The following is a 23376-nucleotide window of genomic DNA, read 5'->3' as shown; positions in this document are numbered from 1 at the left end:
GAAAGCGTTCCATGTCTGACGAAAACCTGCAACCAGTATTCCAAATCCAACGCGTCTACCTGAAAGACATGTCGCTGGAGCAACCGAATTCGCCGTCGATCTTCCTGGAACAGGAAGCGCCGAGCATCGAAGTCTCGCTGGACGTCGGCGCGGAAAGCATCGCCGAAGGCATCTACGAATCGACCGTGACCATCACCGTCACCGCCAAGGTCAAGGACAAGGTCGCCTTCCTGGTCGAAGGCAAGCAGGCTGGCATCTTCGAAGCCCGCAACATCCCGGCCGAGCAGATGGATCCGCTGCTGGGCATCGGCTGCCCGAACATCATCTACCCGTACCTGCGCGCCAACATCGCCGACGTGATCAGCCGCGCCGGCTTCCCGCCGGTCCACCTGGCCGAGATCAACTTCGAAGCCTTCTACCAGCAGCGCCAGGCCGCCATGGCCCAGGCTGCCGCCGCACCGGCACAATAAGCTGTTCTCCCGCGGGCGCCGCTTGGGCGGCGCCTGTTCCTGCCTCACGGCGTTGGTTTCGTCCAGGCCCGTCATGATCCTTTCCCGACTTCTTGCAGGCATGCTCCTCATGGCAGCCTCGAGCGCGTTCGCCTTCGATTTCAAGACCGTCGGCCAGCCCATGGCCATCCTGTACGACACCCCTTCCGCCAAGGGCAACAAGCTGTACGTGGCGCCCGCCGGCATGCCGGTGCAGGTCATGCTCAGCTATGGCGAGTGGGTCAAGGTGCGCGACATGAACGGCGACGTGGCCTGGACCCAGGCCAAGGCCTTGTCCGCGCGCCGCAACGTGCTGGTGCGCGTGCCCGGCGCAAAAGTTTTCAGCGAGCCCAGCGACACCTCCCCGGTCCTGATGACCGCGGACAAGGGTGTGCTGCTCGAACTGGTCGATCCGAACGCCGTCACCTGGGTGCGCGTGCGCCACCGCGACGGCCTGACCGGCTACATCAAGGCTTCCGACATCTGGGGCCTGTGATTCCTACCTATCCCATGCAACACGACAAACAACCCTCCAAGATCACCATCCTCGGCGCCGGCGCCTGGGGCACCGCGGTCGCGATCGCCCTCGCCGCCCGCCACGACGTGCTGCTGTGGGGCCGCAACCCGCAGCAGATGAGCGAGACCGAAGCGGCGCGCGAGAACCTGGCCTACCTGCCGGGCCATCCGCTGCCGGCCTCCCTGCGCGTGGGCAGCGACTTCGAGGCGGCCCTGGCGCATGTCATGGACGCCCGCCCCGAGGAAGCGCCGCTCTTGATCGCGGCCTGCCCAGTGGCCGGCCTGCGCCCGCTGCTGGAGCAGCTGCGCGGCCGCAAGATTCCGAACGTGGTCTGGCTGTGCAAGGGTTTCGAGGCCAATACCGGCCTGCTGCCGCACCAGGTGATGGCCGAGGTGCTGGGCGATGCTGTGCCGGGCGCGGCGCTGTCGGGGCCCTCGTTCGCCCAGGAAGTGGCGCGCGGGCTGCCGTGCGCGCTGTCGGTGGCCTCGGAGTCGGCCGAGCTGCGCGAGCGCGTGGTGGCGGCAGTGCACGGCGGTAACCTGCGCGTCTATGCCTGCGACGACCTGGTCGGCGTCGAGGTGGGCGGCGCGGTCAAGAACGTGATGGCGATCGCCACCGGCACGGCCGACGGGCTGGGCATGGGGCTGAACGCGCGCGCGGCGCTGATCACCCGCGGGCTGGCGGAGATCACCCGCCTGGGCCTGGCGCTGGGGGCGCAGCCGGGGACCTTCATGGGGCTCACCGGCATGGGCGACCTGATCCTGACCTGCACCGGCGACCTGTCGCGCAACCGGCGCGTGGGCCTGGCGCTGGCGCAGGGCAAGGCGCTCGACACCATCGTGGCCGAGCTGGGGCATGTGGCGGAAGGCGTGCCGTGTGCGAAGGCTGTGCGCGAACTGGCGCGCAGGATGGGGGTGGAGATGCCGATTACCGAGGCGGTGGCGGGGGTGCTGTTCGATGGCGTCGCGGCGACCGAGATGGCGCAACGCTTGCTGGCGAGGGATCCGAGGGTCGAGCTGGCCTGATTCGGAGTTCGTGGCTGCTCATGCAAACTTGGGTTCCGGCCTTCGCCGGAACGACGTGCTGAGAGCAGTGGTGCTGCTTATTGCGGCAAGTAGCCTAAGAACGTCGTTCCGGCGCAGGCCGGAACCCAAGTTTCTCAGCGCACCACCAAGGTTTCAGCTCGCCGCTCCCCGCGGATCATTGGTCGGCCCACCCGTCCTTACCGGCCCCATCAGGATGGTCATGAGCGCCACCGCATCCTTCAGCGCGCGGATGGTATGCGGCTCCCCTCCCGCCAGGTACACCATCTCGTTCGGCTTGAGGGTCGTCGTGCGTCCATGCGCATCGATCGCCATCTCGCCTTCCAGGCACAGGATGGTCACCTCTCCTTCCACGCGGTGCTCGGGAATCGGCCGCTCCTTCGGCACCACCAGGCGCATCAGTTCCATGTGCTCGGTCTTGACCAGGGCCACGGACGTGAAATGGGCGATGTCGTCGTCTCCGCGCTGCAATACGATGCGTTCCCCCGATACTGCGTGTTGCAAGGCCATGTCGCCCTCCTTCCAGATTACTCTTCGACGTACTCCGGCACTCCGCGCAGCCAGGTCACCAGCGCGAAGGCATCCTTGAATCCGCTTGCCAGCTGCGGCACCAGCTTGTCCGGTTCGTTCAGGGCAAGGTCCACCTCGATCCACACGAAGAAGCTCTTGAGCTTGAGGTAGTCGATCAGCGGGTGATCCGGATCGAAACCCTTCGGCGGCCGCTGCAGCTTGCCCTCGTCATGGCGCAAGTCGCCATAGGTGGCGCGGAGATGCTTATTCTTCAACATTTTGGCGAAACCCGGCGCATCGTTGACCACGTGCTCGCGGATCGCCTTCAGGCGCGCCGCCGGCGGGATGTATTCGCCCGCGCCGAACAGCAGCTTGCCGTTGCGCTCGATGTGGAAGTAATAGGTCGGGCCGGCGCCATCGCTCGGCTTGCGCTTGTTGTTGGGCGCGATCCCGGCCGCGAAATGGGTTTTATACGGCGTCTTGTCCTTGGCGAAGCGGGTATCGCGCTGGAAGCGGAACACCGCCTTCTTCGGATCGCAGGCGGCGATCGCCTTGTCGAACTTCGCCATCTCACGGATCAGTTCGGCCACCATCTCGACGAATTCGGTGCGCAGGATGTCATAGCGCGGCTTGTTCCACAGGAACCAGGGGCGGTTGTTGTTTTCGCTGAGTTCGTTCAGGTATTGCGTCAGGTCACGCAGATGCATGGAGGGTCCAACAAAAGGAAAGGGATTTAGGGAATCTGGCGCGGGCGGCGGCCCACCGTCACGCCGAGCGTGGCCTCGCGGCTCTTGCGCAGGATGGTCATCTGGGCCTTGCTGCCGGGCTCGAGCTGGGCGATCAGGTTGAGCATGTCGTTGGTCGATCCCACCTTCTTGCCGCCCACCGCCACCAGGATGTCGCCCGGGCGGATGCCGGCGCGGTCGGCCGGCCCGCCGCGCACCACGCCGGCGATGATCGCGCCGCTCGAGCGCGCCAGGCCGAAGCTGTCGGCCAGCTCGGGCGTGATGTCCTGCGACTCGATGCCGATCCAGCCGCGCACCACCTGGCCATGCTTGACGATGGAATCGAGCACGGTCTTGGCGGTGGAGACGGGAATGGCGAAGCCGATGCCGACCGAGCCGCCGGTCTGCGAATAGATCGCGGAATTGATGCCCAGCAGGTGGCCATTGGTGTCGACCAGGGCCCCGCCCGAGTTGCCGAAGTTGATCGCGGCGTCGGTCTGGATGAAGTTCTCGAAGTGGTTGATGTGCAGGTTGTTGCGCCCCAGCGCCGAAATGATGCCCAAGGTGACGGTCTGGCCTACCCCGAACGGGTTGCCGATCGCCAGCACCACATCGCCCACGCGCGCCTGCTCGGGGTCGCCCAGCACCATCACCGGCAGGTCGCGCGCGGCGATGCGGATCACGGCCAGGTCGGTTTCCGGATCCAGGCCGACGATGCGCGCGGCCACCTTGCGGCCGTCCGCCAGGCCCACTTCGATGGCGTCGGCGCCTTCCACCACGTGGTTATTGGTCAGGATGGTGCCGTCGGCGCTGACGATCACCCCCGAGCCGAGGCTGGCCAGCTGCTCTTCGGGCGGCATGCGGTCGCCGAAGAAGCGGCGGAAGAAGGGATCCTTCAGCAGCGGATGGGTCTGGCGCGTGGCCTTGCTGGTGAAGATATTGACCACGGTGGGCATGGCCCGGGCCGCGGCGTCGCGGTAGCTGCCGCCCGGCGCGCGCGGCGGCGCCTGCAGCATGGGCACAGAGTTTCCGGGACTGCCGACGCTGACCTGCTCGGGCTTGCCCTCCAGCCATTCGGGCTTGAGGGCGGCCACGACGACATAGACAGCGAGCGCGACGGTGACCGCCTGGGCGAACAGCATCCACAGGCGCTTCAGGGCGCCGGGTTGCTCTACTACCGGGAAGTCGCCGTCTTTCATGCTCGCTAGCGCTTCAGGGAATCGCGGATCTCGCGCAGCAGCACGACTTCTTCCGCGACTGCCGCCGCTTCCGGCGTGACCGGGCCGCGCAGGCGGTTGATCATCTTGATCATCTGGAAGATGACGAAGGCCAGGATGATAAAGTTGAGCAATATAGTCAGGAAGTTACCATAAGCCAACACTGCACCTGCCTTCTTGGCCTCGGCCAGTGGTAAGTTATAGGCTTGTCCATTGAGCGGAAGGTAGTAACTGGCGAAATCGAGGCCGCCGAACAGCTTGCTGATCGGTGGCATGATGATGTCCTGCACCAGCGAATCGACGATCTTGCTGAAGGCCGCGCCGATGATCACACCGACGGCCAGGTCGACCACATTACCGCGCATTGCAAACGTCTTGAACTCTTTCAGCATCGACATTGGAGGCTCCTTATTGTTGTTGGGACAAGCGTTTCCATCATACCGCATGCATTTGACGAACGGATGTCATGCCCCGTTGTCATAGTGCGGCTGGCACGGGCGTTTCGTGAAACTGTGTACCGTTGATAATTTTTTTCCAATCGGTATTGCCATTCACATATAATTTTGTGTTGCTGGAAGCTCTTTATTGATTCTTTAGTTTCGTATTTTCACGGAGTGGGGTTGGTATGAGTAATGAGAAGCAGGTCGATTCAGGCCGCCGAGGTTTGCTGGTCGCCACATGTGCGGCTGGCGGCGTAGTTGGTGTATCCACGGCGGGAGCCCTGGTGAGCACCTTCCAGCCATCCGAACGCGCGAAAGCGGCGGGTGCGCCGGTCGAAGTCGATATTTCCGACGTCAAGCCGGGTGAAATGAAGGTGGTCGAATGGCGCGGCAAGCCGGTCTGGATCCTGCGCCGCACTCCGGAAATGATGGCCACCCTGACCAAGGTCGAAGGCGAGCTCGCCGATCCGGCCTCCGACAAAGTGTTCCAGCTGCCGATGCCGGAATACGCCAAGAATTCCCACCGCTCGCGCGCCGAGCACAAGGAAGTGCTGGTGACCGTGGGCATCTGCTCGCACCTGGGCTGCTCGCCCTCGTCGCGCCTGGCCTCCGGCCCGCAGCCGAACCTGCCGGACGACTGGCCTGGCGGCTTCCTCTGCCCCTGCCACGGTTCGACCTTCGACCTGTCGGCACGCGTGTTCCAGAACAAGCCGGCGCCGACCAACATGGACGTGCCGCCGTACATGTACCTCTCCGATAACAAGCTGATCATCGGCAAAGACGAGAAAGGCGAGGCATAAAAATGGCATTCAAGGAGACAAAGCTTCCCGCAAACGCACCGGCCGGTCACAAGGCGCTGGCCTGGGTGGACGACCGCTTCCCGCTGTCGAAGCTGTGGAACGACCAGTGGGGCAAGTACTACGCCCCCAAGAATTTCAATACCTGGTATCTGTTCGGCTCGCTGGCCATGCTGGTGCTGGTGCTGCAGATCGTCACCGGCATCTTCCTGACCATGCACTACAAGCCCGACGCCAACCTGGCGTTCGGCTCGGTCGAATACATCATGCGTGAAGTCCCTTGGGGCTGGCTGGTGCGCTACATGCACTCGACCGGCGCCTCGGCCTTCTTCATCGTGGTCTACCTGCACATGGCGCGCGCCCTGATGTACGGTTCCTACCGCAAGCCGCGCGAACTGATCTGGCTGTTCGGCTTCGCGATCTTCCTGTGCCTGATGGCGGAAGCCTTCTTCGGCTACCTGCTCCCATGGGGTCAGATGTCGTACTGGGGCGCCCAGGTGATCGTCAACCTGTTCGGTGCGATCCCGGTCATCGGCCCGGACCTGTCGCTGTGGATCCGCGGCGACTACGTGGTCTCGGATGCGACCCTGAACCGCTTCTTCGCCTTCCACGTCATCGCCCTGCCGCTGGTGCTGCTGGGCCTGGTGGCCGCCCACCTGATCGCGCTGCACGAAGTCGGCTCGAACAACCCGGACGGTATCGAAGTGAAGGAAAACCTGGGCCCGGACGGCCATCCGGTGGACGCGATCCCGTCGCACCCCTACTACACCGTCAAGGACATCTACGGCGTGTCGGTATTCCTGCTGCTGTTCTCGGCCGTGGTGTTCTTCGCGCCTGAAATGGGCGGCTACTTCCTGGAATACAACAACTTCCTGCCGGCCGACTCGATGAAGACCCCGCCGCACATCGCGCCGACCTGGTACTTCACGCCGTTCTACTCGGTGCTGCGCGCCACGACCGCCGACTTCATGTACGTCCTGATGGCCGCGATCGCCGCCTACGTCGTGTTCATCTGGCTCAAGTCGCGCCTGGCCTACCGCACCAAGATCGCCATCGCCGTGATCGGCCTGGTGCTGATCATCGGCATGCTCCCGCAGGTGCTGGAAGCGAAGTTCTGGGGCGTGGTGCTGTTCGGTTCCTCGGTCGTGATCCTGGCCTTCCTGCCGTGGCTCGACCACTCGCCGGCCAAGTCGCTGCGCTACCGCCCGAGCTGGCACAGCACCCTGTACGTGATCTTCGCGATCGTCTTCGTGACCCTGGGCTACCTCGGCACCCAGCTGCCGACCCCGGCCTTCACGCTCATCTCGCAGATCTGCACGCTGGCCTACTTTGCGTTCTTCCTGCTGATGCCCTGGTGGAGCACCATGGGCGCTTTCAAGCCGGTGCCTACCCGCCTCACCTATGAAGCGCACTGATCGACATCAAGAGCACAAGGACATCACATGAAATTTGCGAAGAAAATGATGGCGGTCCTGGCCCTGGTGCCGGGACTGGTATTCGCCGCGGAAGGCGGCTTCCCGCTGGAACGCGCGCCTGAGCGACACGACCTGGCCTCGCTGCAGAACGGCGCCAAGCTGTTTATCAACTACTGCCTGAACTGCCACTCGGCCTCGGCGATGCGCTACAACCGCCTGCGCGACCTGGGCCTGAGCGAAGAGCAGATCAAGAACAACCTGCTGTTCTCGCAGGACAAGGTGGGCGGCATGATGACGACGGCGATGCGTCCGGACGATGCGAAAGCCTGGTTCGGCGCGGTGCCGCCGGACCTGTCGGTGATCGCGCGCGCCAAGTCCTCGCCGGCCGGCACGGGCGCCGACTACCTGTACACCTACCTCCGCACCTTCTACAGGGACGACACCCGCCCGACCGGCTGGAACAACATGGTGGTGCCGAACGTGGCGATGCCGCATGCGATGTGGCAACTCCAAGGTGTGCGCACGGCCAAGTTCGTCGAAGAAAAAGACCCGCATGATCACAGCAAGACGATCCACAAGTTCGCGGGCTTCGAGCAGGTGGCGCCGGGCGAGCTGAACAAGCGCGACTTCGACGCCGCGACCGCCGACCTGGTGGCCTACCTGGGCTGGATGGCCGAACCGGCCCAGGAACAGCGCAAACGCCTGGGCGTGATCGTGCTGCTGTTCATGTCGGTCTTCGCTTTCCTGGCCTGGCGTTTGAAGGCATCGTACTGGAAAGAAGTGAAGTAATTCGCTTTCATTGCCCGGTTGGCTATAATACGGGCAATCATTTTTCGGGGTGAGACGCTTTGCGCTTCACCCCTTTGTTTCTTAAGGAACTATAAACCATGATGGTTCTCTACTCCGGCACCACGTGCCCGTTCTCCCAACGCTGCCGCCTGGTCCTGTTCGAAAAGGGCATGGACTTCGAGGTGCGCGACGTCGACCTGTTCAACAAGCCGGAAGACATCTCGACCATGAACCCCTACGGCCAGGTGCCGATCCTGGTCGAGCGCGAACTCATCCTGTACGAATCGAACATCATCAACGAGTACATCGACGAGCGTTTCCCGCACCCGCAGCTGATGCCGGCCGATCCGCTGATGCGCGCCCGTGCCCGCCTGATGCTGTTCAACTTCGAAAAGGAACTGTTCGTCCACGTGCACACGCTGGAAAGCGAGCGCAACAAGGCCAACGACAAGAACCACGACAAGGCCCGTGCGGAGATCCGCGACCGCCTGACCACCCTGGCGCCGCTGTTCCTGAAGAACAAGTACATGCTGGGCGACGAGTTCTCGATGCTGGACGTCGCCATCGCTCCGCTGCTGTGGCGCCTGGACCACTACGGCATCGAGCTGTCGAAGACCGCGGCCCCGCTGATGAAGTACGCCGAGCGTATCTTCTCGCGTCCGGCCTACATCGAGGCGCTGACCCCGTCCGAGAAGGTGATGCGCCGCTGATCGGCGTAGCGGGAGGCGTGCACTTGCGTGCAGTCCTCCCGCGTCCCTCGCCCGATACGCGCCGGAAAGTCGGACGCCTCATGGGGAATCCGCTACACTGGACGCGCAGGCATACGTATTCTTTTGATAACACAACAATGGCAGAGATCTCCACCAAACCCTATCTGTTGCGCGCCATCTATGAATGGTGCACCGACAGCGGCTATACGCCTTACCTCGCGGTCAAGGTCGATTCCGCCACGACGGTGCCGATGGAATACGTGCGCAAGGGCGAGATCATCCTGAACATCAGCTACGGCGCCACGTCGGGGCTGAAGATGGACAACGACGCCATCCATTTCCGCGCGCGCTTCAACGGCGTGTCGCGCGAGCTCTATATCCCGGTGCAGAACGTGCTGGCGATTTACGCGAACGAGAATGGCCAGGGCATGGCCTTCGAAGTGAACGTGACGGCGTCGGAGATACCGGCGCCCGCGCCCGCCGAGGCGGCCAGCGCCTCGCCTTCGCTGTCGGCGGTGCCGAACGGCAGCGAGCCTGCCGCTGCGCCGGAACCGGCCACCACCGGACCAGGGGACGACAACGATCCGCCCAAGAAAGGCGGGCGTCCGACGCTGACGCGCATCAAATAAGGGTATAATTGTTGCCCTAACGATCACATGATCGTGAGCCGACTTAGCTCATCAGGTAGAGCAGTTGATTTGTAATCATCAGGTGGCGGGTTCGAGTCCTGCAGTCGGCACCAGATTCGCATGAATGACAAAGCCCAACCATTGGTTGGGCTTTTGTTTTTTCGGGCCGGATTGTGGCTCGCCCGTCTGGATCGGCTCACGCCACTTTCGCAGCCTTGCACCCTTTCTTGATCTGGGCTGTTTCGATGGCTTCGACCTCTCCCTTGAGCTTGGCAACGTCGCCTGCATGATCGCCGGTCAATTTGCTGGCCGGAACCAGGGCCAGGAACACGGTTGCCGCATCCATATTGGCTTTCGAATCCTGCATGGCGGAGACCTTCTGCAGCCCGGCACGTGCATCGCTCAGGTAAGTCGACAATTGTGTGCAATCGTTGCCACTGTATTTCTCGTGCGAGACATATGACGCTGCAATACTCTCCGGCCTGCTGGCACAGCCGGACAGGATGGCGACAGTCAGCATAGCTACATATAAATTTTTCATTTGCATCCCTTATTAGTTGTTGTTGAGCTAACTTGGCTTTACATCCATTTAGTCTGTTTGTTAACACCACCTACTGTTGGTTAACGCATTGATTAGACTGATACCGATGACAGGCCTCAGCACTTATTTCCGAGGCTCAAATACGAGCGACTTCCTCGACATCCTCGAAAATGCGAATGCCTGTGACAGCAAGAACAATGCCAATTGCATAAGACCTTGATTATTAAGGATAGTCTCTGCCTATACGCGAAACGATGTAAGTTATATCGACATGGAATGCATACAGACAGTTTCATAAGCAAAACATATCGATATCTTCGGAAATGCCATGCCAGCTGAGCTACTTGCTATGACGGAGAGAACAAAATCTTGGTTCCATCCCAAAGCTTGGGAATTTGCGCTTCCTCCAATGCCATTCGGGTGACACCTCCAGTTCCCCGGCGCGCTCATCATGAGTTCTCATTTACACAGTAAAACTGTGCCAAAATCCTCGATTGCAATATTTGTTTGACCGCTATTTCACCCGATGCTATAGTCGGTCCAAAGCCAATGGTAACGTTTCCAACTTACCGAAAAAATGGCGACGAACGGAGACACGATGGTCACAGCACGCAATCTGGCCGCAGCCTGCGCCTGGCTGTGCGCCTTCGCATCCGCACAGGCGGCGCAAGCCACCGCGCCCAAGGCAGAAGTCATTCACTGGTGGACCTCGGGCGGCGAATCCGCCGCCGTGAAGCAGGTCGCCCAGGCCTACCGCAATGCCGGCGGCGTCTGGATCGATACCGCGATCGCCGGCGGCGACCAGTCCCGCGCCGTCACCATCAACCGCATCGTCGGCGGCAACCCGCCCACCGCGGCCCAGTTCAACACCTCCAAGCAGTTCCTCGACGTGATCGAGCAGGACATGCTCAACAATGTCGACAGCATCGCCGAGGCCCACGACTGGGACCGGATCCTGCCCGCGCCCATCATCGAGGTGATCAAGGTCCAGGGCCACTACTACGCGGTGCCGCTGAACATCCACATGCAGACCTGGTTCTGGTACTCGAAAGCCGCCTTCCAGAAGGCCGGCATCGCGAAGGAACCAGGCAGCATGCCCGAATTCTTCGCCGCCCTCGACAAGCTCAAGGCGGCGGGCATCATCCCCCTCGCCCACGGCGGCCAGTCCTGGCAGGAAACCATCCTGTTCTCGGCGGTGCTGGCCAACATGGGCGGGCGCGAGATGTACCTGAAGGTGCTGCGAGACCGCGACCAGGCCACGCTCATTTCGCCCGCCTTCCGCCAGATCCTGCAGACCTTCAAGCGCCTGAAAAGCTACGTGGATCCGAATTCCCCGGGCCGCAACTGGAACGACGCCACCGCCATGGTCATCAGCGGCAAGGCCGGCTTCCAGATCATGGGCGACTGGGCCAAGGGCGAATTCACCAACGCCCGCCAAGTCGCCGGCCGGCACTACGGCTGCATCGCGGGCATGGGACCGGCCAGCCCCTATCTGATCCAGGGCGACGTGTTCGTGTTCCCCAAGACCAGCGACCCGGCCGCGCTGAAAGCCCAGCACCTGCTGGCCGGCGTGGTCGCCCAGCCCGAGCTGCAAGTCGGCTTCAGCAAGCTGAAAGGCTCGATCCCGGTGCGCAGCGACGTCGACGTGTCCTCGCTCGACCTGTGCGCGCAAAAAGGCATAGCCATCATCAAGGACCGTTCGCGCCAGCTCGGCGTCTCGGAGGTCTACCTGACCCCGGACCAGAACGGCGCCCTGCAGGATATCCTCACCGCCTACTGGAACATGAACATCGCGGTCGACAAGGTCCAGCGCAGCATCGCCAACGCCCTCAAATACTGACCGCCATGCTCGCTCGCCGCCTTTCCAAGCTGATCCCGCACGCCGCGCTGCTGCCGATGGCGCTGACGGTGCTGTTCGCCTACGTGGGCGCGGCGCTGTGGACCCTGCGCACCTCCTTCACCGCCTCGCGCACCTTCCCTTCCGAGAAGTGGATCGGCCTGGCACAGTACCTGCGCCTGTTCGACAACGAGCGCTGGCTGCTCTCGCTGAACAACCTCGCCGTCTACGGCGTGCTGTTCATCCTGGCCAGCATGCTGATCGGCTTCCTGCTGGCCGTGTTCATCGACCAGCACGTGCGCGGCGAAGGCCTGCTGCGCACGGTCTTCCTCTACCCCTATGCGATGTCCTTCATCGCCACCGGCCTGGTATGGCAATGGCTGCTCACGCCCGGCAACGGCATCGAAGGCGCGGTCCGGCAGCTCGGTTTCCCGGGCTTTCGCCTGGAGTGGATCATCGACCAGGACATGGCGGTCTACACCATCGTCGTCGCCACCGTCTGGCAAGCCGCGGGCCTGGTGATGGCGCTGATGCTGGCCGGCCTGCGCGGCATCGATCCGGAGATCTGGAAGGCGGCGCGCCTGGACGGCATTCCGCCCTGGCGCGTGTACGTGTCGATCGTGCTGCCGATGCTGGGCCCGACCATCGCCACCGTGTTCCTGCTGCTGTCGACCGCCGTGGTCAAGCTCTACGACGCCGTGGTCGCCATGACCCAGGGCGGTCCCGGCATCGCCAGCGAGGTGCCGGCCAAGTTCATCATGGACCACCTGTTCCTGCGCTCGAATATCGGCCTGGCCTCGGCCGGCGCGGTGACGATGCTGATCCCGGTGCTGGCCGTGCTGGCGCCCTATGCCTACGCCCGCTCGAGGAGACGGCACGCATGAGCCAATCCACCGTACACGCGATGGCGCCTGCCCTGCCCGCCTCCCTCGATCAGACACGGCCCCGCAAGCGCCGCCGCCTGAACGCCGCACGCATCGGCGTCTACGCTTTCCTGTTCGGCGCCGCGCTGTTCTTCCTGCTGCCGCTGTACGTGATGATCACCACCTCGTTCAAGACCATGGACGAGATCCGCATGGGCAGCGTACTGGCCCTGCCGGTCCAGCTGACCCTCGACCCGTGGCGCAGCGCCTGGGGCCAGGTCGGCGCCGGCTTCTGGAACTCGGTCGCGATCACCCTGCCCAGCACCGTGCTGCCGATCCTGCTCGGCGCCGTCAACGGCTACGCCCTGTCGTTCTGGCGCCCGCGCTTCGCCAAGCTGCTGTTCGGCGTGCTGATGGCCGGCGCCTTCATCCCGGTGCAGGTGATGATCTATCCGCTGGTGTGGATGATGGCCAAGGCCGGCCTGTTCGGATCGCTCCCCGCCATCGTGCTGGTACACTGCATCTTCGGCATGCCGGTGATGACCCTCCTGTTCCGCAACTACTACGCTTCCGTGCCGCACGAGCTGTTCCAGGCCGCGCGCATCGACGGCGGCGGCTTCTGGCGCATCTTCGCCCAAGTGATGCTGCCGATGTCGCTGCCCATCATCGTGGTGGCCGCCATCATGCAGGTGACCGGCGTGTGGAACGACTACATCCTGGGCCTGGTGTTCGCCGGCCGCGACAACCTGCCGATGACGGTCCAGCTCAACAACGTGATCAACACCACCACCGGCACGCGCCTGTACAACGTGAACATGGCGGCGACCATCCTGACGGCGGCGCTGCCGCTGGCGATCTACTTCATCTCCGGACGCTGGTTCGTGCGCGGCATCGCCGCCGGCGCCGTGAAAGGCTGAACCCATGTCGAATGTCCATCTGCGCAAACTGTGCATCACCCGCGGCGGCAACGAGATCATCCGCGATCTCGACCTGCAGGTGGAGCCGGGCGAGTTCCTGGTCCTGCTCGGGCCTTCCGGCTGCGGCAAGTCCACCCTGCTGCACAGCATCGCCGGCCTGATCGACCTGTCCGGCGGCGCCATCGAGATCGGCGGACGCGACATGAGCGACGCCGATCCGAGCGAGCGCGGGATCGGCATGGTGTTCCAGTCCTATGCGCTGTACCCGACCATGACGGTCGAGAAGAACATGTCCTTCGGCCTGCGCATCTCGGGTGCGCCCAAGGCCGAGATCCAGCGCCGCGTGCAGCGCGCCGCCGCGATGCTGCAGCTGGATGCGCTGCTGGACCGCAAGCCGTCCCAGCTCTCGGGCGGCCAGCGCCAGCGCGTGGCGATCGGCCGCGCCCTGGTGCGCGAGGCCGGCGTCTACCTGTTCGACGAGCCGCTGTCCAACCTGGACGCCAAGCTGCGCACCGAACTGCGCCGCGAACTGAAAATGCTGCACCAGGCACTGGGCTCGACCATGATCTACGTGACCCATGACCAGGCCGAGGCGATGACCCTGGCCACCCGCATCGTGGTGATGCAGGGCGGCCGCATCCAGCAGATCGGCAGCCCGTGCGAGGTCTACGAGCGTCCCGCCAACCGCTTCGTGGCGGGCTTCCTGGGTTCGCCGTCGATGAACTTCGTCGAGGGCGAGGTCGACATCCACGGATGCTTCCACGCCGGCGCGCTCACGCTCACCCTGGCGGACAGCGGCGCGCTGCCGGGCGCGGCGACCCTGGGCGCGCGTCCCGAACACCTGCAGCTGCGCGACGACGGTCCGCTCGAAGCCCTGGTCACCCTGGTGGAACCGATGGGGAACCACCAGGTGGTCTGGCTCGATTGCGGGGGCCACGCCTTGTCGGCGCTGGTGCACGAGCCGCGTCCCATGGAGGCCGGCCAGCGGGTGCGCTTCGCGATCGACGCGAAGCGGGTATCGCTGTTCGACCCGGCCAGCGGCCGGAGTCTGTCGTGACGAGTGCCACGGGAATCAAGATGCAGTATGCTTCGGTGTTGTTCGAATAACTAACAGGAATCCAGCAGTGGCGACTATCAAGGATGTAGCGCGTCTCGCCGGGGTGGGCCTCGGCACCGCATCGCGCGTGGTCAGCGGCAAGGGCTCGGTGTCCCCGGCCACGCTGGAGCGCGTGCGCAAGGCGATCGACGAACTGGGCTTCCGCCCTTCGCACGCCGCGCGCGCCCTGCTGTCGGGCACCAGCCGCATGATCGGCGTCTACATCCCGGTCCTGACCGGCACCTTCTATACCCCCATCCTGCAGATCATCGACACCGAGCTGCGCGCAGCCGGCCTGCACATGGTGGTGGCCTTCGGCGTCGGCCTGGGCGACGCGCGCCGCCAGGCGATGGAAGGCATCGAGTTCCTGATCGAGCGCGGCTGCGACGGCCTGATCATGATGACCAGCGCCCTCACCGACGAGGACATCGCTTCGCTCGGCGTCAAGCAGTACCAGCTGGTGGCCCTGAACAACAAATTCGCCAATATCCCCGAGCAGTGCTTCACGGTCGACCACACCCAGGGCGGACGCCTGGCCGCGCGCGCCCTGCTCGACTACAAGCACCGCGACATCGCCATCATCGCCGGCCCGACCGCGCTCGCCGACAACGTGGCCCGTATCGATGGCTTCATGCACGAACTGGCCGGCGAAGGCATCGACACCAGCAAGATCTGGATCGCCGAGAGCGACTTCTCGCCCGCCGGCGGCTGGGCCGCGGCCAAGGAGCTGATCGAATCCGGCACGCCCTGCAGCGCGCTGTTCTGCGCCAACGACGAGATGGCGGTCGGCGCCCTGTCCTATTTCCAGGAGGCCGGCATCAGCGTGCCGCGCGACCTGTCGGTGATCGGCTATGACGACACCGAAAGCGCCGCCTTTTCGGCGCCGCGCCTGACCTCCGTGCACATGCCCTGGCGCGAGATGACCCTAAACGGCCTGAACATGCTGCTGAACCGCTGCTACGATTTGCAGCGCCCCGTGTCGCGCACCTTCCCGGTCAGCGTCACCCTGCGCGCCTCGCTGGCCCAGGCGCCGGCCACCCGAAAGAAGAAATCATGAGGCATGCCCCGGGTGCAAACCCGGTGGCCGCCTGCCGGCCATTTTTTTTATCGCCGGATTGGAAAGCTTTCCATTAGAATAGCCGAACAACGTTTTTATTTGACGCGAGACCATGACCACTGCCAACCGCCCCGAGCCTGCCGCACCAGCGCGTAGCGACTTCGCCTCCGACTTCCTGTGGGGCTGCGCCACATCGTCCTACCAGATCGAGGGCGCCGGCTCGGTCGACGGCCGCGTCGAATCGATCTGGGACCGCTTCGCCGCCACCCCGGGCAAAGTGCGCGACGGCTCCAGCGGCGCGGTCGCCTGCGACCATTACCACCGCTGGCCGGAGGACTTCGACATCGGGCGCGACATGGGCCTGAACGCCTACCGCTTCTCGATCGCCTGGCCGCGCATCTTCGGCGAGGTAGGCGGCCGGCCGAACCAGAAAGGCCTGGACTTCTACTCGCGCCTGGTGGACGGCATGCTGGAGCGCGGCCTGCAGCCCTGGGCCACGCTCTACCACTGGGACCTGCCGCAGTATCTGCAGGACCGCGGCGGCTGGGCCAGGCGCGAGACGGTGGATGCTTTCCTGGAATTCGCGGACGTGATGACGCGCCGCCTGGGCGACCGCGTCAAGCACTGGATCACCCATAACGAGCCCTGGTGCACCGCCATCATCGGCAACTTCGAAGGCTGGCATGCGCCGGGCCTGACCGACTTCAAGACCGCGCTCCAGGTCGCGCACCACGTGCTGGTCTCGCACGGTAAGGCGGTGCCGCTGATCCGCGCCAACGTGCCCGATGCCCAGGTCGGCATCGCCCTCAGCCTGCATCCGCTGCGCGCCGCCAGCAGCAAGCCGGAAGACCTGGCCGCGATGGAGCGCCACGACGGCCTGCGCTACCGCTGGTTCCTCGATCCGCTGCACGGCCGCGGCTACCCGCAGGCCACCCTGGACGCCATCGGCGATGCCGCGCCAGCTATCCTGCCGGGCGACATGGAGGCGATCGCCGTCGACACCGACTTCCTGGGCGTGAACTACTACTTCCCCGAGACCATCGCCCACGCACCGGGCCACGCGCCACTGGACGCCGAGGTGCTGCCGCCGGGCGAAGTCGAGACCACCGCGATGGGCTGGGAAGTGGCGCCGCAGGGACTGGCCGAGCTCCTGCTGCGCATCGAGAAGGATTACCACCCGGGGCCGATCTACATCACCGAAAACGGTTCCTGCTACGAAGACAGCGTGGATGCAGGCGGCGAGATCGACGACGTCGGCCGGCGCCACTACCTGATGCGCCACCTGGCGAGCTTGCGGGCGGCGATCGCCGACGGCGTGCCGGTCAAGGGCTATTTCGCCTGGAGCCTGCTCGACAACTTCGAATGGGCGGAAGGCTACCTGCGCCGCTTCGGCCTGACCCACATCGACTACGACACCCAGCAGCGCACGCTGAAGGGCAGCGGCAAGTGGTACCGCTCCTTCCTGCGCCAGGAATAACCTCGACGAGACCTCCCATGACACCCAAGCTCCGTTACCTCGCGCTGGCGCTGGCCGCCGCCCTTCCCCTCCACGCCCACGCCGCGCCCGCCGCCGGCTGGCCGAAGATCGCCAGCGCCGTCAAGCCGGACGCCGCGCTCGAGAAGCGCGTCGCCGGGATCGTCGCCAGGATGACCCTGGCGCAGAAGATCGGCCAGATGACCCAGCCGGAGATCAAGACCGCGACGCCAGCGGACGTGACCCGCTACTACCTTGGCTCGGTGCTGAACGGCGGCGGCAGCTGGCCGAACGGGAACAAGCATGCGACCGCCAAGGAATGGCTGGCGCTGGCCCTGGCCTACCATGAGGCCTCGATGCGGACCGACATGGCAGTCAAGGTGCCGGTGATCTGGGGTACGGATGCGGTGCATGGCCACAACAACGTGCCGGGAGCCACCCTGTTCCCGCATAACATCGGCCTGGGCGCGGCGCGCAATCCGGCGCTCGTGCGCGAAATCGGCGCGGCCACTGCGAAAGCGGTGCGCGCCACCGGCATCGCCTGGGTATTCGGCCCGACCCTGGCCGTCGTGCGCGATGACCGCTGGGGCCGCACTTACGAGAGCTATGCCGAGGACCCGGCGGTCGTGAAGAGCTATGCCGGCGAATACGTGCGCGGCATGCAAGGCGCCTTCAAGGACGCCAACACCGTCGCCACTGCCAAGCACTTCATCGGCGACGGCGGCACCGAGCACGGCAAGGACCGCGGCGTGACCAGGGTCAGCGAAGCGGAGCTGCTCGGCATCCACGGCCAGGGCTACCTGACCGCGCTGGGCGCCGGCGCGCAGACCGTGATGGCCTCTTTCAACAGCTGGCTTGATCCCGCCACCGGCAAGGAACACGGCAAGCTCCACGGCAGCAAGGTGGCGCTGACCGATATCCTGAAGAACAAGATGGGCTTCGACGGCTTCGTGGTCAGCGACTGGAACGGCATCGGCGAAGTGGCCGGCTGCCGCAACGACAGCTGCCCGCAGGCGATCAATGCCGGCATCGACATGATCATGGTGCCGGATGACTGGAAGGCCTTCATCGCCAACACCATCAAGCAGGTGGAAAGCGGCGAGATCCCGATGGCGCGCATCGACGACGCCGTCACCCGCATCCTGCGCGTCAAGCTGCGCGCCGGCCTGTTCGGCAAGAGCCCGGCGCAGAACGCCTACGCCGGCAAGGAAGACGCCATGCTGGCGCGCGACCTGGCGCGCCAGGCGGTGCGCGAGTCGCTGGTGCTGCTCAAGAACGAAGGACCGCCCCTGCCGCTGGCGCGCGGCAAGAAGATCCTGGTGGTGGGCAAGAGCGCGGACGACCTGTCGAACCAGTCCGGCGGCTGGTCGCTGACCTGGCAGGGAACGGCCAATACCAACGCCGACTTCAAGCATGCCGACACCATCCTGACCGGCATCCGCGCCGCGGCCGGCAGCGCCAATGTGACCTACAGCCTGGATGCGAAGGATGTCGACGTGTCCAGGTTCGATGCGGTGATCGCCGTGATCGGCGAGCGTCCCTACGCGGAAGGCGACGGCGACATCGGCCTGTCCGGCACCCTGCGCCACAGCGGCCGCTATCCCGAAGACCTGGCCGTGCTGCGCGCGGTGGCCGGCAAGGGCAAGCCGGTGATCACGGTGATGGTGTCCGGCCGTCCGTTGTACGCGAACGACCTGATCAACCTGTCGGATACCTTCATCGCGGCCTGGCTGCCGGGTTCCGAGGGCAAGGGCGTGTCCGATCTCCTCATCGCCGGCGTCAACAACTACGATTTCCGCGGCAAGCTGCCCTTCTCCTGGCCGAAGTCCGCCTGCCAGACCCGTCTGAACGTGGGCGACCAGGATTACGCGCCCCTGTTCGCCTATGGCTACGGCCTGAAGAAGGCGAACCGTTCGCGCCTGGGCAAGCTGGACGAGTCCGTGCCGGCCGGCGGCTGCGGCGTGAGCACTACCTATCCCGTCTTCAGCCAGGCGGACCGCGCCAGCTTCCCGCTGGCGATCCGCAGCGGCCAGGAGCGCACCGTGCTGGGCGCGGACCTGAACGCGAGCTTCGCGCTGCCGGGCATCACGGTCACGACCTCGCAGGTGAACACCCAGCAGGACGCCAAGCTGGTGAGCTGGACCGGCCCGGCCACGGTCGAGGCACGCGGCGCGCGTCCGATGGCGCTGCCGGCGGCGGCCAGCGAGAAGGCGGCGCTGCGCTTCGACACCATCGTCCAGGCGGCGCCGGCCGGCAAGGTGACGCTGGCGGTGCAGCAGGCCACGGTCGACGCCACGGCGCTGTTCAAGCGCCTGGCCGGCAAGGGCAAGCAGACAGTCAAAGTGCCGCTGGCCTGCTTCCAGGGGCTGGACCTGGCCAAGGTCGACACGCCCTTCAGCCTGAGCAGCGATGCGGCCTTCGCGGCGGCCTTCACCAATATCGAGATCGCGGGCGGCGCGGCAGCCGAGGCGGACGCCGTGCGCTGCGAGGAATTGCGATGAACGCACTACGGCTATTGGCCGATATCGGCGGCACCAACGCCCGCTTCGCGCTGGAATCCAGCGAGGGCATCGTCGACATCGAAGTGCTGGCCTGCGCCGCGCATCCGACGCTGGGCGAGGCCATGCGCGCCTACCTGGCGAATGCACGCGCGCGCGGCCTGGCGGTGGACACGGTGCGCCACGCGGCCATCGCGATCGCCAATCCGGTCGAGGGCGACGAGGTCAGGATGACCAACCACCACTGGAGCTTTTCGATCGAGGCCCTGCGCCGCGCGCAGGACCTGGAAACGCTGCTGGTGGTGAACGACTTCGCGGCGCTCGCCATGGCCTTGCCCCACCTGGCCCCGGACCAGCGCGAGCGCATCGGCGGCGGCGTCGAACTGGCCAAGCGGCCGATCGGCCTGATCGGCCCCGGCACCGGCCTGGGCGTATCGGGGGTGATCCCGGCCGGGAAGCGCTGGATCGCGCTGGCCGGCGAAGGCGGCCATGTCAGCTTCTCGCCGACCAACCGCGGCGAGGTGGCGATCCTGGAGGCCTTGTGGAGCGAGTACGGCCACGTCTCGGCGGAGCGCCTCCTGTCCGGCATGGGCCTGGAACTGATCCACTGGGCGCGCACGGGCAAGCGTATCGGCGCGCCCGAGATCACCCAGGCCGCACTGGACGGCAGCTCGAGCGACTGCGCAGGCACAGTGGAGACATTCTGCGCCATCCTGGGCAGCGTCGCGGGCAACGTCGCGCTGACCCTGGGCGCGACCGGCGGCATGTACATCGGCGGCGGCATCGTGCCGCGTCTCGGGCGCCTGTTCGCCGGTTCGGCCTTCCGCGCGCGCTTCGAAGACAAGGGACGCCTGGGCCCCTACCTGGCGCGCATCCCGACCTACCTGATCACCGAGCAGTACCCGGCGCTGCGCGGCGTGTCCGCCATGCTGTCGGACCGGCTCGCGGCCTAGCCATCACCACGGAGACCTCATGCACAACACCGCACCCAACCCGACGCTGGCGGCGGCCGCCGACGGGGAACACAATCCGCACACCGGCGCACTGGTGATCGTCACCATCCTGTTCTTCATGTGGGGCCTGCTCACGTCGCTGAACGACGTGTTGATTCCGCACCTGAAGTCGATCTACACCCTCACCTACCTGCAGGCGATGCTGGTGCAGTTCTGCTTCTTCGGCGCCTATTTCATCGTGTCGCTGCCGGCGGGCGCGCTGATCCGCCGCATCGGCTACCAGAATGGCGCCGTCACCGGCTTGATGATCGCGGCCGCGGGCTGCGCGCTGTTCTATCCGGCCTCGCAGGGCGGCTACGGCCTGTTCCTGTTCGCCTTCTTCGTGCTGGCCAGCGGCATCACCATCCTGCAGGTGGCGGCCAATCCCTACGTCACCGTGCTCGGACCGGCGCGCACCGCCTCCAGCCGACTGACCCTGACCCAGGCCTTCAATTCGCTCGGCACCACCGTGGCGCCGGCCCTGGGCGGCATCCTGATCCTGTCGGCCGCCACCCTCGGCGCCGACCAGCTGGCGGCTCTGAGCGGCGCCGAGCAGGCCGCGTACAAGGCCAGGGAAGCGGCGGCGGTGCAAGGTCCCTATCTGGGGCTGGCGGCAGCGCTGGCGATCCTGGCGGTGCTGTTCGCCGTGGCCCGGCTCCCGAAGATCAGCCACGACGACAGCACCGTCGCAGTGGACGGCAAGGGCGGCGCCATGGCCTACCGCCACCTGGTGCTGGGCGCGCTGGCGATCTTCCTGTACGTGGGCGCGGAAGTGAGCATCGGCAGCTTCCTGATCAACTTCCTGGGCGAGGGCCACATCGCGGGCCTGAGCCACGCCAACGGCGCCCAGTATGTCAGCCTGTACTGGGGCGGCGCGCTGGTGGGCCGCTTCATCGGCTTCGCCGTCATGCGCTACGTCAGCCCGGGCAAGACCCTGGCCGTGAATGCGCTGGGCGCCATCCTGCTGGTGCTGGCGGCGACCTTCGGCGAAGGCAAGCTGGCGATGTGGGCGATCCTGGCGGTCGGCCTGTGCAATTCGATCATGTTCCCGACCATCTTCAGCATGGCGCTGCACGGCCTGGGCAAGTTCACCGGCCAGGGTTCCGGCATCCTGTGCATGGCCATCGTGGGCGGCGCCGTGGTGCCCTTCGTGCAGGGCATGTTCGCGGACACCATCGGCCTGCAGCCTTCCTTCCTGGTGCCGGCCGCGTGCTACCTGTTCATCATGTATTTCGGGGTGAAGTACGCCAATCTGCATCGCTAGCGGGCGACCGCCTGAAAAAAGAAGCCCGCTTTCGCGGGCTTTCTTATTTCGGCGCCGCGCAGTAGCGTTCGACGTACTGCTGGTGGGTGGGTAATCCACTTACGGTCTTGTCGATCGAGCTCTTGATGGAACCGAGGAAGCGGGCCAGCTCCTCGTCGCCCATCAGGTCGGCCGCCTGGTGGTGCTGGAGCGGCATCACGCCCTGCCCCAGCAGCACCTGCACCCAGGAGTTCTCGGCGAACAGCTCGTTCGAGATGCGGAATACCCTTCCCGTCTCGCGGAACAGCGCGATCCGGTGGCGCAGGCTGGCGGGGATCTCCATGTTGCGCGCGTCGCGCCAGTAAGGCGTGTCGCTGCGGTTGGTCACGTGGTAGTGCAGGATGATGAAATCGCGGATATGCTCGATCTCGGTCCAGGCCTGCTTGTTGTACTCCGCCACGTCGGCCTGCGAGATGCCCTCGGTCGGGAACATCTGCATCAGACGGATGATGCCGCGCTGGATCAGGTGGATGCTGGTCGATTCGATCGGCTCCAGGAAGCCGCTCGCCAAACCGAGCGCCATGCAGTTGCCCTTCCAGACCTGCCTGCGCTGCCCCGGCTGGAACTTGATGACGCGCGGCTTCATCAGGGCTTCGCCCTCGACATTCTCCACCAGGGCCTGGATCGCCTGCTCCTGCTCGACATAGCGGCTGGAAAACACGATGCCGTTGCCGACCCGGTGCTGCAACGGGATGCGCCATTGCCAGCCAAAGCCGTGCGCGATCGCACGCGTGTAGGGCACGGCGTCGCCCACGGACATGGTCTGCATGGCCACCGCGCTGTCGTTGAACAGCCAGTGCGACCAGTCCTCGTACTCGACCTTCATGGCCTGGCCGATCAGGAGCGCGCGGAAGCCCGTGCAGTCGATGAACAGGTCGCCTTCGATGTCGGCGCCGGAATCGAGGGTGAGCGAGCGGATGTGGCCTGTGAGGGCGCTGGTGCTGACGTCGACGATCTTGCCTTCGATGCGCTGCACGCCGTGGCGCTCGCTGAACTTGCGCAGGAAGCGTGCGTAAGCGCTGGCGTCCAGGTGGTAGGCGTAGTTCATGCCGTCGTGCGGCAAGTGGGCGAAGCGCTTTTCCTGGGAGGCGCGCAGCTCCAGGCAGTAGTCGCCGTAGTCGCCGGCCAGGCCGCGCTCGCGGCCCTTGTGCCAGAAGTGCTGGAAGCCGGCGGTCCAGTGGTCGGTGCCGGTCAGGCCGAAGGAGTGGATATAGTCTTCCCTGACGTTGCGCCAGTTCTCGAAGCTGATGCCCAGCTTGAAGGTGGCCTGGGTCGCGGCCATGAATTCCTGCTCGCTGATCTCGAGCAGCTTGTGGAAGTGGATCAGGGTCGGGATGGTGGCCTCTCCCACGCCCACGGTCCCGATCTCGTCCGATTCGATCAGCTTGATATCGAGGCGCTTGCCCAGCACCTTCGAGATGCAGGCGGCGGCCATCCAGCCCGCGGTGCCGCCGCCGGCGATGACGACCCGGCGTACCGGGCGCCGGGTAAGAGTGCTCTGTTCCACGGTCGGTCTCC

The 23376-nt window shown here is 65.1% G+C and carries 23 protein-coding genes and 1 tRNA gene; 18 read left to right on the top strand and 6 right to left on the bottom strand.

All coding sequences use genetic code 11. From position 1 onward, the window contains the following. The first annotated feature begins 11 nt into the window (after positions 1–11). From secB to J8847_RS12960, 3 genes are all read left to right on the top strand, one after another. Positions 12–470: a protein-export chaperone SecB gene (secB, locus tag J8847_RS12970; RefSeq protein WP_211525125.1), complete on the top strand. Its 459-nt coding sequence runs from the start codon at positions 12–14 to the stop codon at positions 468–470. 100 nt (positions 471–570) lie between these two features. Further along, the gene (locus tag J8847_RS12965; RefSeq protein ID WP_229512783.1) at positions 571–984 is read left to right on the top strand and encodes an SH3 domain-containing protein; all 414 of its coding nucleotides are present in this window, start codon (positions 571–573) and stop codon (positions 982–984) included. 14 nt (positions 985–998) lie between these two features. Continuing rightward, positions 999–2030 carry an NAD(P)H-dependent glycerol-3-phosphate dehydrogenase gene (locus tag J8847_RS12960; RefSeq protein WP_211525123.1) on the top strand — a complete coding sequence of 344 codons (1032 nt, stop codon included), beginning with the start codon at positions 999–1001 and terminating at the stop codon, positions 2028–2030. Positions 2031–2183: 153 nt separating this feature from the next. On the opposite strand, the gene J8847_RS12955 is transcribed toward J8847_RS12960, so the two are convergent. The 4 genes from J8847_RS12955 to mscL are packed head-to-tail and all read right to left on the bottom strand — an operon-like array spanning position 2184 to position 4898. Continuing rightward, positions 2184–2558: a cupin domain-containing protein gene (locus J8847_RS12955; protein WP_211525122.1), complete on the bottom strand. Its 375-nt coding sequence runs from the start codon at positions 2556–2558 to the stop codon at positions 2184–2186. A 17-nt stretch (positions 2559–2575) separates the two neighbouring features. Next, positions 2576–3265: a DUF2461 domain-containing protein gene (locus J8847_RS12950; RefSeq protein WP_211525121.1), complete on the bottom strand. Its 690-nt coding sequence runs from the start codon at positions 3263–3265 to the stop codon at positions 2576–2578. Between the two features lie 26 nt (positions 3266–3291). After that, the gene (locus tag J8847_RS12945; protein WP_211525148.1) at positions 3292–4440 is read right to left on the bottom strand and encodes a Do family serine endopeptidase; all 1149 of its coding nucleotides are present in this window, start codon (positions 4438–4440) and stop codon (positions 3292–3294) included. Between the two features lie 47 nt (positions 4441–4487). After that, complete coding sequence (gene mscL, locus J8847_RS12940; RefSeq protein ID WP_211525120.1) at positions 4488–4898, bottom strand: large conductance mechanosensitive channel protein MscL; 411 nt, start codon at positions 4896–4898, stop codon at positions 4488–4490. A gap of 227 nt (positions 4899–5125) precedes the next feature. Here mscL and petA point away from each other — a divergent pair, with 227 nt between their 5' ends. The 6 genes from petA (at position 5126) to J8847_RS12910 (ending at position 9393) form a co-directional block, all read left to right on the top strand. Then, positions 5126–5740, top strand: a complete 615-nt coding sequence (gene petA, locus J8847_RS12935) for a ubiquinol-cytochrome c reductase iron-sulfur subunit (RefSeq protein ID WP_211525119.1) — start codon at positions 5126–5128, stop codon at positions 5738–5740. Between the two features lie 2 nt (positions 5741–5742). Beyond that, positions 5743–7152 carry a cytochrome bc complex cytochrome b subunit gene (locus J8847_RS12930; protein WP_211525118.1) on the top strand — a complete coding sequence of 470 codons (1410 nt, stop codon included), beginning with the start codon at positions 5743–5745 and terminating at the stop codon, positions 7150–7152. A 27-nt stretch (positions 7153–7179) separates the two neighbouring features. Continuing rightward, a complete protein-coding gene (locus tag J8847_RS12925) occupies positions 7180–7941 on the top strand; it encodes a cytochrome c1 (protein ID WP_211525117.1) in 762 nt (253 codons plus the stop codon). Between the two features lie 98 nt (positions 7942–8039). After that, complete coding sequence (locus tag J8847_RS12920) at positions 8040–8651, top strand: glutathione S-transferase N-terminal domain-containing protein (RefSeq protein WP_005663771.1); 612 nt, start codon at positions 8040–8042, stop codon at positions 8649–8651. A gap of 137 nt (positions 8652–8788) precedes the next feature. Then, positions 8789–9280 (top strand): ClpXP protease specificity-enhancing factor, encoded by a 492-nt coding sequence (locus tag J8847_RS12915; protein WP_211525116.1) that lies wholly within the window; start codon positions 8789–8791, stop codon positions 9278–9280. Between the two features lie 37 nt (positions 9281–9317). Then, positions 9318–9393, top strand: a tRNA-Thr gene (locus J8847_RS12910). An 83-nt stretch (positions 9394–9476) separates the two neighbouring features. Here J8847_RS12910 and J8847_RS12905 read toward each other — a convergent pair. After that, a complete protein-coding gene (locus J8847_RS12905) occupies positions 9477–9821 on the bottom strand; it encodes a hypothetical protein (protein ID WP_211525115.1) in 345 nt (114 codons plus the stop codon). Positions 9822–10419: 598 nt separating this feature from the next. Here J8847_RS12905 and J8847_RS12900 point away from each other — a divergent pair. The 9 genes from J8847_RS12900 to J8847_RS12860 all read left to right on the top strand — a co-directional run bounded on the left by J8847_RS12900 (position 10420) and on the right by J8847_RS12860 (position 21819). Continuing rightward, positions 10420–11661 carry an ABC transporter substrate-binding protein gene (locus J8847_RS12900; RefSeq protein WP_211525114.1) on the top strand — a complete coding sequence of 414 codons (1242 nt, stop codon included), beginning with the start codon at positions 10420–10422 and terminating at the stop codon, positions 11659–11661. A 5-nt stretch (positions 11662–11666) separates the two neighbouring features. Continuing rightward, positions 11667–12542 carry a carbohydrate ABC transporter permease gene (locus J8847_RS12895; RefSeq protein WP_211525113.1) on the top strand — a complete coding sequence of 292 codons (876 nt, stop codon included), beginning with the start codon at positions 11667–11669 and terminating at the stop codon, positions 12540–12542. 20 nt (positions 12543–12562) lie between these two features. Beyond that, complete coding sequence (locus tag J8847_RS12890) at positions 12563–13438, top strand: carbohydrate ABC transporter permease (protein ID WP_211525147.1); 876 nt, start codon at positions 12563–12565, stop codon at positions 13436–13438. A gap of 4 nt (positions 13439–13442) precedes the next feature. Beyond that, entirely contained in the window at positions 13443–14495 is a 1053-nt protein-coding gene (locus J8847_RS12885; protein WP_211525112.1) for an ABC transporter ATP-binding protein, read from the top strand. 67 nt (positions 14496–14562) lie between these two features. Beyond that, complete coding sequence (locus tag J8847_RS12880) at positions 14563–15591, top strand: LacI family DNA-binding transcriptional regulator (RefSeq protein ID WP_211525111.1); 1029 nt, start codon at positions 14563–14565, stop codon at positions 15589–15591. A gap of 112 nt (positions 15592–15703) precedes the next feature. Beyond that, positions 15704–17068 carry a GH1 family beta-glucosidase gene (locus J8847_RS12875; protein ID WP_211525110.1) on the top strand — a complete coding sequence of 455 codons (1365 nt, stop codon included), beginning with the start codon at positions 15704–15706 and terminating at the stop codon, positions 17066–17068. 17 nt (positions 17069–17085) lie between these two features. Beyond that, a complete protein-coding gene (locus J8847_RS12870) occupies positions 17086–19566 on the top strand; it encodes a glycoside hydrolase family 3 protein (protein WP_211525109.1) in 2481 nt (826 codons plus the stop codon). Then, positions 19563–20516 carry a glucokinase gene (locus J8847_RS12865; protein WP_211525108.1) on the top strand — a complete coding sequence of 318 codons (954 nt, stop codon included), beginning with the start codon at positions 19563–19565 and terminating at the stop codon, positions 20514–20516. Before J8847_RS12870 ends, J8847_RS12865 begins: the two co-directional genes overlap by 4 nt. Positions 20517–20535: 19 nt before the next feature. Then, the gene (locus tag J8847_RS12860) at positions 20536–21819 is read left to right on the top strand and encodes a sugar MFS transporter (protein WP_211525107.1); all 1284 of its coding nucleotides are present in this window, start codon (positions 20536–20538) and stop codon (positions 21817–21819) included. Positions 21820–21862: 43 nt separating this feature from the next. Here the strand turns inward: J8847_RS12860 and J8847_RS12855 are convergent, their stop codons facing one another. Next, the gene (locus tag J8847_RS12855) at positions 21863–23365 is read right to left on the bottom strand and encodes a tryptophan halogenase family protein (protein WP_373888810.1); all 1503 of its coding nucleotides are present in this window, start codon (positions 23363–23365) and stop codon (positions 21863–21865) included. Between the last annotated feature and the right edge of the window lie 11 nt (positions 23366–23376).

This window comes from Massilia sp. AB1 (assembly GCF_018119385.1).
In the GTDB taxonomy this organism is placed as follows: Bacteria; Pseudomonadota; Gammaproteobacteria; order Burkholderiales; family Burkholderiaceae_D; genus Telluria.
The sequence above is the reverse complement of the archived record's forward strand: the minus strand, read 5'-3'. Positions and strand labels throughout refer to the sequence as shown.